14 protein-coding genes and 3 pseudogenes are annotated in these 15,647 nt (G+C 68.5%); 14 read left to right on the top strand and 3 right to left on the bottom strand.

Going from position 1 to position 15,647, the window contains the following annotated elements:
* Positions 1-7 precede the first annotated feature (7 nt).
* The 10 genes and pseudogenes from AC13HU_RS14105 to AC13HU_RS14060 all read left to right on the top strand — a co-directional run bounded on the left by AC13HU_RS14105 (position 8) and on the right by AC13HU_RS14060 (position 8,623).
* Positions 8-661, top strand: coding sequence for a TetR/AcrR family transcriptional regulator (locus tag AC13HU_RS14105; RefSeq protein ID WP_483042182.1), 654 nt, complete (start codon positions 8-10; stop codon positions 659-661).
* A 75-nt stretch (positions 662-736) separates the two neighbouring features.
* Entirely contained in the window at positions 737-1,414 is a 678-nt protein-coding gene (locus AC13HU_RS14100) for a uracil-DNA glycosylase (RefSeq protein ID WP_483042180.1), read from the top strand.
* A gap of 575 nt (positions 1,415-1,989) precedes the next feature.
* Positions 1,990-2,172: pseudogene (locus AC13HU_RS14095) on the top strand (DNA cytosine methyltransferase); the annotation flags it as partial.
* Positions 2,173-2,299: 127 nt separating this feature from the next.
* Complete coding sequence (locus AC13HU_RS14090; protein WP_483042179.1) at positions 2,300-2,644, top strand: hypothetical protein; 345 nt, start codon at positions 2,300-2,302, stop codon at positions 2,642-2,644.
* A gap of 109 nt (positions 2,645-2,753) precedes the next feature.
* Entirely contained in the window at positions 2,754-4,385 is a 1,632-nt protein-coding gene (locus AC13HU_RS14085) for an ISAs1 family transposase (RefSeq protein ID WP_483042178.1), read from the top strand.
* A 218-nt stretch (positions 4,386-4,603) separates the two neighbouring features.
* On the top strand, positions 4,604-5,251 hold the full coding sequence (locus AC13HU_RS14080) for a DedA family protein (protein ID WP_483042177.1): 648 nt from the start codon (positions 4,604-4,606) through the stop codon (positions 5,249-5,251).
* A 192-nt stretch (positions 5,252-5,443) separates the two neighbouring features.
* Positions 5,444-5,983, top strand: coding sequence for an HAD family acid phosphatase (locus tag AC13HU_RS14075; protein ID WP_483042176.1), 540 nt, complete (start codon positions 5,444-5,446; stop codon positions 5,981-5,983).
* A gap of 61 nt (positions 5,984-6,044) precedes the next feature.
* A pseudogene (locus AC13HU_RS14070) lies at positions 6,045-6,696 on the top strand (DedA family protein).
* Between the two features lie 137 nt (positions 6,697-6,833).
* Entirely contained in the window at positions 6,834-7,988 is a 1,155-nt protein-coding gene (locus AC13HU_RS14065; protein ID WP_483042181.1) for a sensor histidine kinase, read from the top strand.
* Complete coding sequence (locus tag AC13HU_RS14060; RefSeq protein WP_266861320.1) at positions 7,988-8,623, top strand: response regulator; 636 nt, start codon at positions 7,988-7,990, stop codon at positions 8,621-8,623. The genes AC13HU_RS14065 and AC13HU_RS14060 overlap by 1 nt, the downstream gene beginning before the upstream one ends.
* A 100-nt stretch (positions 8,624-8,723) precedes the next feature.
* Here the strand turns inward: AC13HU_RS14060 and AC13HU_RS14055 are convergent, their stop codons facing one another.
* Complete coding sequence (locus AC13HU_RS14055) at positions 8,724-9,749, bottom strand: ornithine cyclodeaminase family protein (protein WP_483042175.1); 1,026 nt, start codon at positions 9,747-9,749, stop codon at positions 8,724-8,726.
* A gap of 53 nt (positions 9,750-9,802) precedes the next feature.
* On the opposite strand from AC13HU_RS14055, the gene AC13HU_RS14050 reads away from it, so the two are divergent.
* On the top strand, positions 9,803-10,972 hold the full coding sequence (locus tag AC13HU_RS14050; RefSeq protein ID WP_483042174.1) for an MMPL family transporter: 1,170 nt from the start codon (positions 9,803-9,805) through the stop codon (positions 10,970-10,972).
* Positions 10,973-11,447: 475 nt separating this feature from the next.
* Here AC13HU_RS14050 and AC13HU_RS14045 read toward each other — a convergent pair whose 3' ends face one another.
* The gene (locus AC13HU_RS14045) at positions 11,448-12,449 is read right to left on the bottom strand and encodes an IS3 family transposase (RefSeq protein ID WP_483042173.1); all 1,002 of its coding nucleotides are present in this window, start codon (positions 12,447-12,449) and stop codon (positions 11,448-11,450) included.
* On the opposite strand from AC13HU_RS14045, the gene AC13HU_RS14040 reads away from it, so the two are divergent.
* Positions 12,443-12,937, top strand: coding sequence for a transposase family protein (locus AC13HU_RS14040; protein WP_483042172.1), 495 nt, complete (start codon positions 12,443-12,445; stop codon positions 12,935-12,937). The two genes, AC13HU_RS14045 and AC13HU_RS14040, sit on opposite strands and share 7 nt — an antisense overlap.
* A gap of 79 nt (positions 12,938-13,016) precedes the next feature.
* Here the strand turns inward: AC13HU_RS14040 and AC13HU_RS14035 are convergent, their stop codons facing one another.
* Complete coding sequence (locus tag AC13HU_RS14035; RefSeq protein WP_483042171.1) at positions 13,017-13,685, bottom strand: TetR/AcrR family transcriptional regulator; 669 nt, start codon at positions 13,683-13,685, stop codon at positions 13,017-13,019.
* Positions 13,686-13,742: 57 nt separating this feature from the next.
* Between AC13HU_RS14035 and AC13HU_RS14030 the strand changes: the two are divergent.
* Both AC13HU_RS14030 and AC13HU_RS14025 read left to right on the top strand, forming a co-directional pair.
* A pseudogene (locus tag AC13HU_RS14030) lies at positions 13,743-15,190 on the top strand (MFS transporter).
* Complete coding sequence (locus tag AC13HU_RS14025) at positions 15,187-15,582, top strand: cupin (protein WP_483042170.1); 396 nt, start codon at positions 15,187-15,189, stop codon at positions 15,580-15,582. The pseudogene AC13HU_RS14030 and the gene AC13HU_RS14025 overlap by 4 nt, the downstream one beginning before the upstream one ends.
* Positions 15,583-15,647 lie beyond the last annotated feature (65 nt).

Raw genomic sequence — 15,647 nt, 5'->3', positions numbered from 1 at the left:
GTTCATCATGTCCCCTCGCAGCGCATCGGTCAATGAAGCGATGCGTCAGCGTTCGCGCGATCGCCTCCTGCAAGCGACCGTCGAACTGGTCGAGGAGCGCGGCTACGAAGCCACGACGCTGGCCGACATCACACGGCGGGCGGGTTCCGCGCGCGGCCTGGTGTCGTACTACTACTCGGGCAAGCGCGCGCTGGTGCAGTCCGCGGTACACCGGTTGATGAACCAGGAGTTGACCGGGGCGCTGGAGGCGGAGCCGGCCCCGACGGACGGTGACGAGGTGCTGGCGCGGGCGATCGACGCGATCCTCGGGCTGACCGTGACGCACACCAAGCTGATGCGCATCCACATGGCCCAGATCCTGGCGGACGAGGGCTTCATCCAGTGCCCGGAACAGCAGCAACTGGCGGCGCTGCTGGAACAGGCGGTGGTGCGGTGGGGTGCGCGGGCACCGCAGGAGGAGTACCGGCTGCTGCGCGCGCTGCTGATGGGTGCGACCGTGGCCCTGCTGCTGCCGGGCGCCCCGATGCCGGTGGCCCGGCTGCGCGCCGAGTTGTTCCAGCGGTACGGCCTGGCCTGGCAGTTGGGCTCGCCGCCTTGCCCGCGGGACCCGCGGGACGTCCCGGACCGGTCCGGGACGGGCAGCACCGTCGGGGGCGCCTGACCCGGGCGGCGCCGGACGCCTTGATCGCGGACTCCGGTGCATGGCATGGCCGTTGAGCCAGTAGAGTGACTGACTGTGACTGCGCGACCGTTGCACGAAATTGTCGAGGCGGGCTGGGCGAAAGCGCTCGAGCCCGTGGCGGACCGGATAGCGGCGATGGGGGACTTCCTCCGCGCCGAGATCGCCGCGGGCCGCACCTACCTGCCGTCGGGGGCGAACGTGCTGCGCGCGTTCCAGCAGCCCTTCGACGAGGTGAAGGTACTGATCGTCGGCCAGGACCCGTATCCGACACCGGGTCACGCGGTCGGCCTGAGCTTCTCGGTGGCGCCGGACGTGCGGCCGTTGCCGGGCAGCCTGGAGAACATCTTCCGCGAGATGCACGGCGACATCGGCGCCCCCCGGCCGTCCAACGGCGACCTGACGCCCTGGACGCAGCAGGGCGTGCTGCTGCTCAACAGGGCGCTGACCACGGCGCCGCGCCGCCCGGCCGCGCACCGCGACAAGGGCTGGGAGCAGGTGACGGAGCAGGCGATCAAGGCGCTGGCCGGCCGCGGGCAGCCGCTGGTGTCGATCCTGTGGGGCCGCGACGCCCGCAACGCGCGGCCGCTGCTGGGCCCGCTGCCGGCGATCGAGTCCGCGCACCCGTCACCGATGTCGGCAGACCGCGGCTTCTTCGGATCCCGGCCCTTCAGCCGTGCCAACGACCTGCTGGTCAAGCAGGGCAGTCAGCCCGTGGACTGGCGGCTGCCGTAACCACACGTGTCGGCGCATGACACCGGCTCCGCCGAGGTGACGGCGTACGCCCGGGGAGGGGGCTACGGGTACGTCGCACCACCTGGTCTGGAACGGCGCCGCTCCAGACCGTGAGCGACCGTGTTGCCCCATGGTGTGTGGTGCCGCTTCGTGACGTTTCCGCTGATCGGAGCAGACGTGCGGGTGCGGGTGACGAAAGCGATCGGCGCCGGTCATCCGGAAGATGAGGTCGCAGCCCCTCGTAGGGGTGATGAAGGTGCTTCGGCGGGGTCATGGCCGCCACGGTCCTGATCAAGTTGCCACCCTCGTAGGGGCGATAAGGACTCGTATGGGTAGAGACGATGGTCAGCTCGTTGTACTTGTTGCTACCCCTTGTAGGGGCGATGACCCTCTGTGACAACCTTTGATGAGTCGGGACCTCATCGCCCCGAGGAGGGGTAGCAACGCCTCGGGGAGGCGGTGCGTGGAGTTCACCCCACACCCCCGACGCCGGACCGACCGTTATCCAGCTCCGCTGTCCCTCCCGCCCCCTGCGCCGCCCGACGCGGCAGCGGCTACCGCGAAGGGCCGCTGACATGCCGCCCCCATCGACCGCCGAGCCTGCGATCGGCAGCCTGTGCTCCGGATACGGCGGCCTGGAGTTGGGCGTTCAAGCAGCCCGCGGCGGCACGGTGGCCTGGCATGCCGAGATCAACGCCGACGCCTCCGCGATCCTGGCCCGACACTGGCCCGGCGTGCCCTGTTACGGGGACATCACCGCCGTCAACTGGGCCAACGTGCCCCGGATGTGCGTGCTGACCGCGGGCTTCCCATGTCAAAGACGCCTCGGTCACCGACCACCGCGCCGGACTCACCGCGAACACCCGCTCGGAGCTGTGGCTGCACGTGGCCCGTGCGGTCAAAGCCCTCCGTCCCTGCCTGGTGGTGATCGAGAATGTCCGAGGACTACTCACCTCACGCGCCGGTTCCCCTGGCGACGTGGAATTCCGCCCGTGGTGTCTGGGAGACGACCCAACCCGGCCTGCTCTGAGGGCACTTGGCGCCGTACTCGGCTCCCTGACCGACCTCCGGTACAGCGCGAGGTGGCTCGCGCTTCGCGCGCCTCCGACGTCGGAGCGCCCCACCGCCGCGAGCGGGCCTTCCTCGTTTATCTGGACAACTTTGGATTCTGCGGCCGTGAGTTCGTTCGATCGGGTGTCACCCCAGGGCCCCGGCAAAGTCGTCTTGTAGCCCTGTGGCGTGGGGTTTTGTGGCGGGTAGTGGTGCGCGGGCGTGTTCCGGTCCGGTTGGATGGAGGTTCCTACGCCGTACCGTCCGACCAGGGGATCACGCCCGCGCCATGCCATCGTCTCTCATCCCCGCGCCTGTTCGCACGCCCGTACTGGATCACGAACTCCTCGTGCACCTGCTCGGCCGGATACCTGATCCGCGCCGACGGCGCGGTGTGCGGCACTCGGTGGGCGCCCTGATCGCGGTGGCCGTGTGCGCGGTGGTGACCGGAGCACGGGGGTTCACCGCGATCGGGGAGTGGGCCCGTGATGCCGGCGGCGGTGCGCTTGCCCGGCTGGGACTTGAACGCGGCGATGTGGACGAGTCGACGATGCGGCGCCTGTTCGCCCGCCTCGACGCGGACCTGCTCGATGCGGTGCTGGGCGCCTGGGCGGCGACCAGGACCGCGTTGGTGGCGGGACGGCGGGTGATCGCCATCGACGGCAAGACCCTCCGGGGCGCACGCGGTGGCGGCTCCTCGGCCCCGCACCTGGTCGCCGCCCTCGCGCACGGATCAGGGGCGGTGCTCGGGCAGATCGCCGTGAGCAAGAAGAGCAACGAGATCCCGGCTGCCCGGGAGTTGCTCCAGAACCTCGACCTGGACGGCGTGGTCGTCACAATGGACGCGCTGCACACCCAGCACGACACCGCAGCCGTCGTGACCCGGGCCGGCGGTGACTACGTCCTGACCGTGAAGGCCAATCAGAAGTCGTTGTATGCACACCTCAAAGCGCTTCCCTGGGTTTCGGTACCCGCCACCACCAGGACAGACCGCGGTCACGGACGCCGGACCACCCGGACGGTCAAGGTCGTCGACGTACCGGCCTGGGTCGAGTTCAGCGGAGCCGCGCAGGTCGCACAACTGCGACGCACCGTCACCCGCAAGGGCCGACGGACCGTCGAGATCGTCTACCTGATCACCAGCGCGGACGCCCGTACCGCGCCACCGGAAGTCCTGGCCACCTGGGTGCAGTCGCACTGGGAGATCGAAAACCGCCTCCACTGGGTCCGCGACGTCACCTACGACGAGGACCGCTCCCAGGTCCACACCGGCAACGCACCCCGCGCCATGGCCGGCCTGCGCAACACCGCCATCACCCTCCTCCGCCTGAACGGCCACCACAACATCGCCGCCGCCCTACGACACCACGCCCCGCGACATCGACCGCCCCATCAACCTGCTCCTGGCCGCATGATCAACAACTTTGCCGGGGCCCTGGGGCGGCCCCTGAACGACCAGTCAAGGATCGTGACCGGCATGCTCGCTGAGGGGTGGACCCTGCAGGAGGTCAAGCAGGTCATCGCTGGGCGTCCTTGGCCCGACGTGATCACGACGAGCCGCGAAGCGATCATCGCGGGGCGACTACGGCAAGCTTGTGCAGGGCCTCCACCTGCCACGGCGCCCCTGCTGACCGCTGGTTCCGCGGCAACAGACTTACACATGAAGGGAGCAGTACGCGGTGGCCGGTCCACATGGACGCCGCCGCCTTGGACCGGAGAGGTGATTGCACACTGGACAGAGCGTGAGGACTGCGGCCGCCCTGTGCAGCCCATGCATCAGCGCCGTGCGATCTGCCTGGAATGGCCCGCGTGCAGGGGTAACTGCGGCATCCTGGGAGTCTCCGAGCGGCGCGTCGACCCGGCTGAAAGCTCTGGCCTTTGCCCTGGGTGCCGCACACACATGCTCGCACGGGCCAGCTGACGGCCTGGCGCCAGGGCACACGACACGGTTACATATGACTCGTCCCAGGTTGGCCGAGAGTTGACGTCAGCCGGCGGACAAGCGGGAGCCGGTCGACGCCCCTGACGGATTGACGGCCGAACTCGGACGCCCACCCAGGTGGACCTACGGTTTTCCGCAGTCCGAATCGATGGTTGGCCACATGGTGAACGACCGGATCAACTCATAGCGTTGGGCCCATGATTGCAGCGAGCAGTGGTGCGGAGCCAGCTGATGGGATTGCTGGCTGGGCCGTCCACATCATGGACTCTCTCGGCGCGCCAGGCGCTGGCCTGACAAACGCCGTGGATACCGTCTTCCCCTTCGTCCCGAGCGAGATCATCCTGCCGGTCGCCGGGTTCACCGCAGGGCAGGGGAGAATGAGTCCGGTCGCGGTGATCTTCTGGACCACGGTTGGGTCGATCGTCGGATCCCTGGTCGTGTACTTCGTTGGCGCTGCGCTAGGACGCGACCGCACGCGCCGGATCGCAGCGAAGGTCCCGTTCGTCAAGGCCCACGAGATCGACAAGGTCGAAGCGTGGTTCGCACGGCATGGTGCCAAAACGGTCTTTTTCGCCCGCATGGTGCCCGTGTTCCGAAGCCTGATTTCCATTCCGGCGGGCGTCGAGCGGATGCCGCTTGCCACATTCATCGGCTATACGGCAGCCGGCAGCCTCATCTGGAACGCCGTATTCGTCATGGCGGGTTTCTGGCTGGGGGACAACTGGCGACTGGTCGAAGAGTACGGGGGGATTGTTTCGAAGGGGGTAGCAGGGGTCGCCGTACTGCTGATCGGCTACTTCTTCATCTCGCGGATGCCGCGCCCTCGGGGCCGACACCGGTCGTGATGACCCGCGGTGGATACGGATTACACCTGCACCACGAATATTTCATTGGCAGGTTGAGGTCAAAAAGATAAGCGCAGGAGAGCTTCCTGTCCGGAAGATTGCCCCATTGCTGACATGTTCGCCGGATCGCTTCCCGGGGCTCGGCTTCTTTTCTAGAGTCGGACAACAACTTCTGAGAGAGAAGAGATCTGCGTGAATATCCCCACGACGTGGCGACGCATCGGTTTGGCAACTACTGCTCTGGCTGTGGTCATAACTCCTTTTACCGCAGCGTACGCAGATTCAGCAGACACCAGGGCGGAATCTACCGCCGCAGACGTAGGAGCAGCTGCCCCCCAGAGTATTGATTACGACACCTGGCTGAGGGATGTCCAACAGGCTGTAGACGCGTCCACTGCCTATGTCAAGCAGCGCGCGAGCAATGCGAAGAGTGAAAAACAGGCAATCGTCCTTGATGTCGACAACACATCGCTGGAGACTCACTTCCATCCGCTGCCGCCAACACCCGCTGTCAAGCCGGTTCTGGAGCTGGTCCGCTACGCTGAAGCACAAGGCGTAGATATATTCTTCGTGACTGCGCGGCCGAGTCTTATAAATCCCGTCACAGAATACAATCTAAAAATGGTCGGCTACCCGGTAGATGGCCTGTACGAACAGGGAATCGCCGACGTGTTCCGCCCTGTGGCCGAGTACAAAACCATCCTCATACCGGCGCTGATCTGCGCTTTCTAGCGTGGTGGACAGATCGCGGCAGGCCGCCCGCGACACCGCCCCCGCCAGCCTGGAGAATCGCATGGATCTCATCACCCTGGCCCTGCCCCAGGAGCCCGCCGACGGCATCGCGGGATGGGCAGCTGACCTCGTGGACACAATGGGCGGCCCGGGAGCCGGCCTCGCCATCGCTCTGGAGAACCTCTTTCCGCCGCTGCCCAGTGAAGTGATCCTGCCGCTGACCGGATTCGCTGCGGGGCAGGGCGTCATCACGCTGGCCTCCGCCCTGTTCTGGACCACGCTCGGCTCGGTGGTGGGCGCCGCGGTGCATGCTGTTCGGGCGCGAGCGCATGCACGCCATTTGGGCCCGGCTCCCGCTGGTCAAGGCATCCGACCTGGAGCGGACGGAGGAGTGGTTCGCCAAACACGGCACCAAGGCGGTCTTCTTCGGGCGTATGGTGCCGATCTTCCGCAGCCTCATCTCCGTGCCCGCCGGGCTGGAACGCATGGCCATGCCCGTCTTCCTGCTGCTGACCACCCTGGGCAGCCTGGTGTGGAACTCGGTGCTCGTCATGGCGGGTTACTGGCTGGGCGACCAGTGGTACACCGTCGCGACGTACGTCGGCATCGTCAGCAAGGCCGTCCTGGTCCTGGTCGTCGCGGCACTGCTGCTCTACCTGGTGGTCCGCCTGCGCTCGCGCAAATCCACGGCGCAGCACGGCCGTTCCTCGTGAGCACCGCCGCCCCCCTCCTCGCACCGGACGGACAATTTTGTCCCGGCTGCGCGGCCCGGCTAAGCTCGGTATCCGTGCGGGGGGAATCAGCAGACATCACTGAGCAGTACCTCTCGAACGTGCTCGGGGCCGCGCTCGTGGAGGATGCGGGAGCCACACCCCCGCCCCCCGCTTTGCTGCGCCGGGCCGCCGGTCTTTTCGTCGGCTGCTGCACCGCACTGATCGGCTTCCTCTACTTCACGGTGGTCGGAACGGCCCTCGGCCCGCTGCTGCTGTGGCCCCGTACCCGCAGGAAGACCCTCGTCGTGCTGGCTGGCGGGGCCCGACAGCTCACCGCGTGGGAACGGCGGCGTCGCTCGGTCTACTTCGGGGACCGCTTCCCCGCCCGCAACGTGCCCGACCAGCGGATCCTGCGCTATCTCGCGACACGCATGTACGTCGGCATGCTCACCAGCATCGTGGTCGGACTGCTGGTCTTCGGCGCCGTCCTGGCGGGCCTTCTCCTCGGCGGAGTCGTGCGCGGCACGCTTAGCTGGCAGGAACTGCTCACTCAGGTGTTGCTCGGCGGAGTGCTGCTGTTCCTCGATGTGCAGGGGTTGTTCTCGTTGGAGGCGTTCGACTCACGCCTCGCCCGGGAATGCTTTGGCCCCTCGGAGCGCGAGCTGCTCCAGCAGCGCATCAACGAACTGGCCACCAGCCGGGCCGCGGTGCTGCAGGCGGTCGACGCCGAGCGCCGCCGCATCGAGCGCGATCTCCACGACGGCGTCCAACAGCGCCTGGTGGCCCTGGCGATGCTGCTCGGCCGTGCCCGCAGGAACCGGACGCCCGAGCAGGCCGACGCACTGCTGCTGCAGGCGCACAAGGAGTCGCAGGAAGTCCTGACCGAGCTGCGGGAAGTGGCGTGGCGGGTCTACCCGACCGCGCTGGACAACCTGGGCCTGCAGGAAGCCCTCGGCGGGGTCTCCGAGCGGTGCAGCATTCCCATCCGGATGGATCTCGACCTGACCAAGGCCCTGCCTCGCTCGGTCGAGACCGCCGCCTACTTCGTCGTCTCCGAGGCCGTGACGAACGCCGCCAAGCATTCGGCGGCGACGGCGATTTCGGTGAGCGTGCGCCACCGCAGGGAAGTCCTCGTCGTCCGGGTCGAGGACAATGGCGTCGGTGGCGCGAACCCGGCGGGCAACGGTCTGACCGGGCTGGTCAGCCGGGTCGGCGCGCTCGACGGCCGACTGCATGTCCACAGCCCCACGGGGGGCCCAACCACGATCATCGCGGAGCTGCCGTGCGCGTAATGCTGGCCGAGGACTCGACTCTCCTGCGGGAGGGGCTCGTCCGCCTGCTCACCGAGGAGGGCCACGACGTGCTGGCCGCGGTGGGTGACGCGGACACCCTCCTGCGCGAGGTCGAGACCATGCCCCCGGACATCGTCGTCGTGGACATCCGGATGCCGCCGACCCACACGGACGAGGGACTGCGTGCCGCGGTCGAGATCCGCAAGCGCTGGCCCGACATCGGCGTCCTGGTGCTGTCCCAGCACATCGAGCGCAACTACGCCGCCCAGCTGCTGTCCGCGAACGCCGAACGGGTCGGCTACCTGCTCAAGGACCGGGTGGCGCAGGTCGATGAGTTCCTCGACGCGCTGGAGCGCATCCACGCGGGTGGGGTCGCCATCGACCCCGAAGTCGTACGGCAGCTGGTGTTCCGCACCACGCACAGCGACCCGCTCACCCGACTGACCCCGCGCGAACGCAGCGTCCTTGAGGAACTGGTCCAGGGGCACACCAACGCGGCCATCTCGCAGAAGCTGCACATCTCCATGAGCACGGTCGAGAAGAACCTCAACGCGGTCTTCGACAAGCTCGAACTCGCCCACACCACCGGCTACAACCGCAGGATCCTGGCCGTGCTGCGCTACCTGGAGTCGTAATGGCCCAGGCACGGCGAAGCGCCTCGCCCGACGGACCCCGCAGGGGATCCGGCAGAGCAGAGGCGCTCAGCCGTTCGGTGTCAGTGCGCCAGGCGTCCTGTCACTGGAACGAATACGGGTTCAGCGCATCCTCGGGAAGGTGCTCCAGCTGCACCCGGTCGCCGATGCCGGCCTCCGTGGCGAGTTCGAGGAGCACATCGAGCGCGACGTGGTCCTCCAGCGCGAACCCGGTCGAGTCGAAGACGGTCATACGGTCCTGATAGCGGGCCGCAACGTCCGGCTGTGCACACAGGGCCATCAGATCGGGTCCGAGGTCGCCCGGCTCCAGCTGCTGGCACTCCCCCTCGCGGAGCGCCTGGGCCCGGTGGTCCGGCGTCACGAACGCCGACTTCAGGATTTCCTTCGGTATCTCGAACTTGCCGATGAGGTCGGCACCGATGGCGTTGATGTGGACGTGCGGCCGCAGCTGCCCGCCGTCCAGGACCGGACCTGCACTGACGCCGACGGAAGTGACGGTGCAGATGATGTCCGCCGCCGCCTCGAGTTCGGCGAGCTCCACGGCACGGACGTCGAGCCCGAGGAAGTCCATGCGATCCGGGAAGGAGCGGGCATGCGCCGGCTCGATGTCGTGGACGAGGATCTGCTCCAGCGGGAACACGCGGCTGAGTGCGTGCGCCTGTGTCACCGCCTGGGCGCCGACGCCCACGAGTCCCAGGGTCCGGCTGTCCGGACGGGCCAGCAGCCTGCTGGCGACCGCCGACGCTGCTCCGGTACGGATCGCGGTGGGCAGGATGCCGTCGCAGACCGCCAGCAGACGGCCTGTCACATCGTCGTAGCGGGTGAGTGAGCCGATGATCGTGGGCAGTTGGAAGGTGGCCGGGTTGGACGGGGTGTAGGCCACGGTCTTGATCGTTATCGAACTTCCCGGATCGTGGTGCGGCATCCACTCCAGGATGGCTGTGTCTCCGGGACCCCGGAGAAATCCGTCCCGTGCCGGGGTGATCCCCTTGTCTCTTGCCGTGAAGGCTTCCCGCAGCCGGATAATCATCCGGTCCATGAAGTAATCGTTGCCATTCTCCTTGACGATTTTGGCAACATGCTGCCGGGTGAGGACGGTAGTCTCCATTTTTCTCCCTCGACTGACAATGCGGCTGGCAAGGGACCGTTCACCAGGTCGCCGTGCGCGCCCCCGCCGCAGAGGCCGGCGACGTGCGCGCCGCTCTCAGAAGCCTGCTCCAACGCACCGCTGACAGCGAGCTGTTCGCACACGACCAGACGCCGACTATCAAGCAGTCCGCCGACCGCACGGTCCACACCGTCGACGTGGGCACGCCCCACTCGCCCAACAGCGACGGGGCCAAGAAGTCGCTGGACGTACTGCGCACATGGCTGCCGCAGGCGACGGCCGCTTTACCCGACGCCGAATCCGCCGTGGGCGGAAAGGTGGCGCAGAGCGTCGACTTCACCGGCCACCTCGAAGAGCGCATGCCCTGGGTCGTGGGCTTCGTCCTGCTGCTCACCTTCGTCACGATGGTCTTCATCTTCCGCTCCTTGGCCGTGGCGGGCTCGGCGATCTTCCTGAACCTGCTGTCCGCGGCGGCTGCGTTCGGCGTGCTGGTTGCCGTTTTCCAGAACACTTGGGCCGAGAACCTGCTGGACTTCCACAGCTCGGGCGCCGTGGTCTCTTGGCTGCCGCTGTTCCTGTTCGTGGTGCTCTTCGGACTGTCCATGGATTACCACGTGTTCGTCGTCAGCCGGATCCGGGAGGCTGCGCTCAAGGGCGCCTCCACCCGGGATTCGGTACGCGAAGGCGTTACGCGCTCGGCAGGCGTGGTGACCAGCGCCGCGATCGTCATGGTCGGAGTGTTCGCGATCTTCGGAACACTGAGCATGGTCGAGTTCAAGCAGCTCGGCGTCGGACTGGCCGCGGCCATTCTGCTCGACGCCGTGGTCATCCGGATCTTCGTCCTGCCGGCGTTGATGGCGGCGCTCGGCAAGTGGAACTGGTGGCCGGGCGGGATTCCCACCCGCCGCAACAGCCGGCGGACTCCGGTCGCAAGGCACGGCAGCCCGAGGCTGCAACCCGAAGAGCAGCCCCAGTACGCGCACTTCGCACCTCAGCAGACGTACGGCTCCGCCACGTGGCACCAGACGTATGAGCAGGCGTACGAGCAGCCGTCGGTCCCCGACGGTTATCTGCAGCAGCGGCAGGTGAACCAGGCGCCCCAGCAGCAGAGCCCGTACGACGCCCAGGGCCGGCCCGACCAGCAGTCCTACGCGCCGCAGGCGGACGGAACCTGGCCCGCACTGCCCCGCCGCGACACCCTCCGACCTGACAACTACCAGTAGTAGATTCAGGTCCCTCCGTCGAGGAGGGAGGGTCACCCGCCATCCCCTGAGCGGAATGACCCTCCCTCCTCTCTCTTTGGTCCCACCACTTCAGGGCCGGTCGGCGCCCGCCGCTGGCGACGTGCTCACCCCGGCCGCGGTCGGCCCGCCCGTACCGGCCCAGGGCTGCCCGCCCGTTGACGCCGCCACGTACGGGGATCTGCTAGGCAAGGACCTCGGCCTCAGCCGAGACGATCACCTCTGTCAGCAGGTGTTGCTTCCTGCTCGAAGAGCCACCGTTGACCGGGCCCTGTCTCACATTCGGGAGGCAGTCGGCGATCAGATGTCGGCAGGCGTCGGCGAAGTGGTCAGCGACCCGCCCCGCGCTCTTGCCCGCGAAGACCTCCGGGCGGGCCCGTGCGCCCTCGACTCACCTGTCCCAACTGCTGGGCGGCAGCCACAGTGAAGTTTCCCCGTGACCTTGGACACGATCTTGTTATGCCGCGAGGGCGTGTTGTTGGTGCCGCCGGGTCTCGGCTGGGGTGAGGTAGCCGAGGACCTTGTGTTTCCGTAGGCGCCGGCGGTTGTAGAAGGTCTCGATGAAGGCGAAGACCTCGGCGCGGGCGGTGGCCCGGTCGGGCCAGGTACGGGTGCCGATCTCTTCCTTGAGCAGGGCCCAGAAGCTTTCCGCGGCGGCGTTATCGAAGCATGATCCGGTGCGTCCGCAGCTCTGCCGCAGGCCCAACTCGCGTATTTCGCAACGGAATGCAGCAGATGTGTACTCGCTGCCGCGATCCGAGTGCGCAACACATCCGGGCTGCAGGTCGCCGCGGCCGTGAGCCATCTTCAGCGCGTCGACGACCAGGGAAGCGCGGTGGTGGTCGGCCATGGCATAGCCGACGACCTCGCGAGTGGCCAGGTCCAGCCAGCAGGCGAGGTAGAGCCAGCCCTCGGCTGTCGGGAGGAAGGTGATGTCCCCGACCAGCTTCGTCCCCGGCCGCTCGGCAAAGAAGTCGCGGCCGATCAGGTCCGGGGCCGGCCTGGCCTTCTTGTCCGGCCGGGTCAGCGAACGCCGGCGGCGCCGGTGAGCGCCCTGGATGCCGCGTTCGCGCATCAGGCGGGCGACGCGCTTGCGGTTCACCCGCCGTCCCAGGCGCCGCAGTTCGGCATGAACGCGCGGAACGCCGTAGGTGCTGCGGGACGCGAGGTGGATGACGGCGATCTCGTGGCCCAGGGCTTCGTCGGCAGCCTTACGCGCGGCGCGGTCCTTCGCCGCGGCCCGCCAGGCATAGAAGGAGGAGCGGGCCACGTTCAGCAGCCGACACAGCCAAGCGATGTTGTGGGTGGTCTTCTCCCAGGGCCCCGGCAAAGTCGTTTTGTAGCCCTGTGGCGTGGGGTTTTGTGGCGGGTAGTGGTGCGCGGGCGTGTTCCGGTCCGGTTGGATGGAGATTCCTACGCCGTACCGTCCGGCCAGGGGATCACGCCCGCGCCATGCCATCGTCTCTCATCCCCGCGCCTGTTCGCACGCCCGTACTGGATCACGAACTCCTCGTGCACCTGCTCGGCCGGATACCTGATCCGCGCCGACGCCGCGGTGTGCGGCATCCGGTGGGCGCCCTGATCGCGGTGGCCGTGTGCGCGGTGGTGGCCGGAGCACGGGGGTTCACCGCGATCGGGGAGTGGGCCCGGGATGCCGGCGGCGGTGCGCTTGCCCGGCTGGGACTTGAACGCGGCGGGGTGGACGAGTCGACGTTGCGGCGCCTGTTCGCCCGCCTCGACGCGGACCTGCTCGAACTGCATTTCCTGATGACGGTAGTCCGGGGTGGCGGCAGGCGGTTGACCCGGGTTGTGCCAGCGGCGGCTTCGCCGAGTCGAATGATCTCCTCGTGCCGGGCGGCGAGGCGGGCCAAGGCCCGACCGCGGAAGGCCGTGAGCTCGTCGATCGTCTGCTCCGACTGGGCCAACTCTGCGGCTTCATACCGATGAGGGGCGACCGCGGGAACCGGGTACGCCTGGCCATCCTCCACGGCACCGTCAGGCATACACCGCCGCCGGCGGCGGACCGTCAGCGGATGGCGAGGAGGCCGGCCACCAGAGCTCGGAGCCCGTCCAGGTAGGTGTCCTCGCCGGTCAGCGGTGCCCAGCGGTCCGCGACCTGCGCCAACCTGGGCAGTTCGCCCGGGTCGAGATCGCCGAAGACCTGCTCCCGGTAGGTCGCACGGTCATTGCCTTCGCGTCGCCGGGCCGATGTCGCCCGGACCACGATCTCTCCAGCGGTGTAGTACCAGATCGCGCGGTAGCCGTGCACGGCCCGCTCGGGGGACAGTCCGGATTCGATCAGGCCGTCGACGATCTGCTCGACGAACCACAGCGCGGACGTGGACATCAGGTCGTCGGCGGTCAGCACTTCCACGATCCAGGGGCAGGCGGCGAGCGCCTCGTGGATCGCGGTGGCGGCGACGACGATCCGCTCGCGAGGGTGGGCGGGCAGTTCGGGTCGGCGCAGTGCCTGCGCGGTGTAGTCGTCCAGCAGTAGGACGAGCAGTTCTTCCTTGTTGCGGACGTGGTGGTAGAGCGCCATCGGCGTGCTGCCGATCTCCGTGGCCAGCCGCCGCATGGTCAGCCGGTCCACGCCTTCCTCGGTCACGATCCGGCGGGCCGTCCCGATGACCTCGTCGCGGGAGATGCGGGGAGGTCGGCCAGGGGATTTGCGTGGTGCGGACGGCTGCGGCATGCCCCCATCATTCCCCAGGTGTCGACAACGGCGATCCCCTTAAGCTAGTTTCTTTACATGTATAAAAACTCACGGGGGCGACCCGGCGTGGTGCTGGCGGCGGCGGCCGTCGCCCAGTTCGTCTTCGCCCTGGACATGTCGGTGGTCAACGTCGCACTGCCCGCAATCCGCACCGCGCTGGGATTCGCCCCGCTCGACCTGTCGTGGATCGTGCACGTCTACGCGCTCACCTTCGGCGGACTCCTGCTCCTGGGGGCCGCGCTTGTGACCTGTACGGTCACCGTCGGCTGTTCGTGGGGGGCCAGGTCGTCTTCGGGTTGTGCTCGCTGGCGGGCGGGCTGGCCCAGGCACCCTGGCAACTGATCGCCGCCCGCGCCGGTCAGGGGCTGGGTGCCGCCGCAGCCGCCCCGGCCGCGCTGGGCATGCTCACCACGACGTTCTCCGAGGGCCCTCGGCGCGTCCGGGCGCTCGGGGTGTGGAGCGCGGTGAACGCCGCGGGGGGAGCGCTGGGGGTACTGGCAGGTGGCCTGCTGACCCAGTACGCGGGTTGGCGCTGGGTGATGCTGGTCAACCTGCCCATCGTGGCGGCGGCTCTCGCGCTGGCTGTGGCAGGCGTGCCCGCCGGAGCACAGCCCGACCGGCGCGAGAGGCTGGACGTGCTCGGCGCTGTCCTGGCGACCGGCGGAGTCGGGCTGCTGGTGTTCGGTGTCGTCCGCACCGACGCCCGAGGATGGGAATCACTGGCCACCGTGGCGACCCTCGCCGCTGCGGCCGCGCTCCTGGCCGCCTTCGTCCTCGCCGAATCCAGGGCCCCCGCGCCGCTGCTGCGCCTCGGCCTGTTGCGCAGTCGCTGGGTGGCCGGTGCCAACGTGCTGGTGTTCCTGGCCGCGGCCGGGCAGTTCACGGCGTTCTACTTCGTGTCCCTGTACATGCAGCAGGTCCTGGGTATGGGTGCCGCCGCGACCGGCGCCGCGTTCCTGCCGTTCTCTGCGAGCCTGGTCACGGGCACCGTCATCGCGACCCGCGTCACCACGGCACGCACCCCCCGAACCGCCCTGGTGCCCGGTGCTCTGCTGGCCGCCGTGGGTCTGGCCTGGCTGGCCTTCATCAGCCCCGGCGGCGGCTTCCTCACCGACGTGCTCGGTCCCACCGTCGTCTCCGGCGTCGGCGTCGGGCTGGTCCTGGCCCCGGTCGCCGCCGCCGCGACCACCGGCGTCGCCTCCCGCGAGGCCGGCATGGCCTCCGGCCTTTTCAACAGCTCCCGCCAACTCGGCGGCTGCGTCGGCCTGGCCGCCCTGGCCACCGTCGCCGCGCTCCGCACCGGCACGGCCACCGACCCCGCCGCCCTCAACGACGGCTATGCCCTGGGCCTTGCCGTCACCGCCGGCCTCTTCGTACTCGCGGCAGTCGTGGCGATCGGGGTGCTGCCCCGACGCCAGGCCGCCCTGCCCGACCCGCAACCCGCCGCCCCCGCAAAGAACCGACTGGAAGGCCGGCCATCATGACGACGACCCCCATCGACCTGTTCGTCTCCGCGCTGCAGTTCCGCCCCGACGGCGAAGTCCGAGCCGCCGACCGGCAGATGACGAGCAGCGACTCCGGCACCTGGCAGATCGCGACCTTCCACGTGGAGACCGACACCGACGTCCACGCCGACCACTGGGAGATGCACCCGGAGGCCGAAGAGGCCGTGTGCTGCCTGACCGGCGGCGTCCGCCTCTACCTCCGTGCCACCACGCCCGGCGGCGCCGAGGACATGGTGCGGTTGCGGGCAGGCACCGCAGTGATCGTCCCCCGCGGCCGCTGGCACCGCCTGGAGCTGAACGCCCCCAGCGACCTGATGTCGATCACCCTTCGCCACGGCACTCGCCTCGAAAAGCGCACCGACACTCACTGACCGGGAGGTGGCCCGGCAGATTCGCTGCCGGGCCACCGCCTCGGCGGGCTGGTACGGGACTCCGA

The organism is Streptomyces sp. NH27, assembly GCF_056859195.1.
The sequence above is the reverse complement of the archived record's forward strand: the minus strand, read 5'-3'. Positions and strand labels throughout refer to the sequence as shown.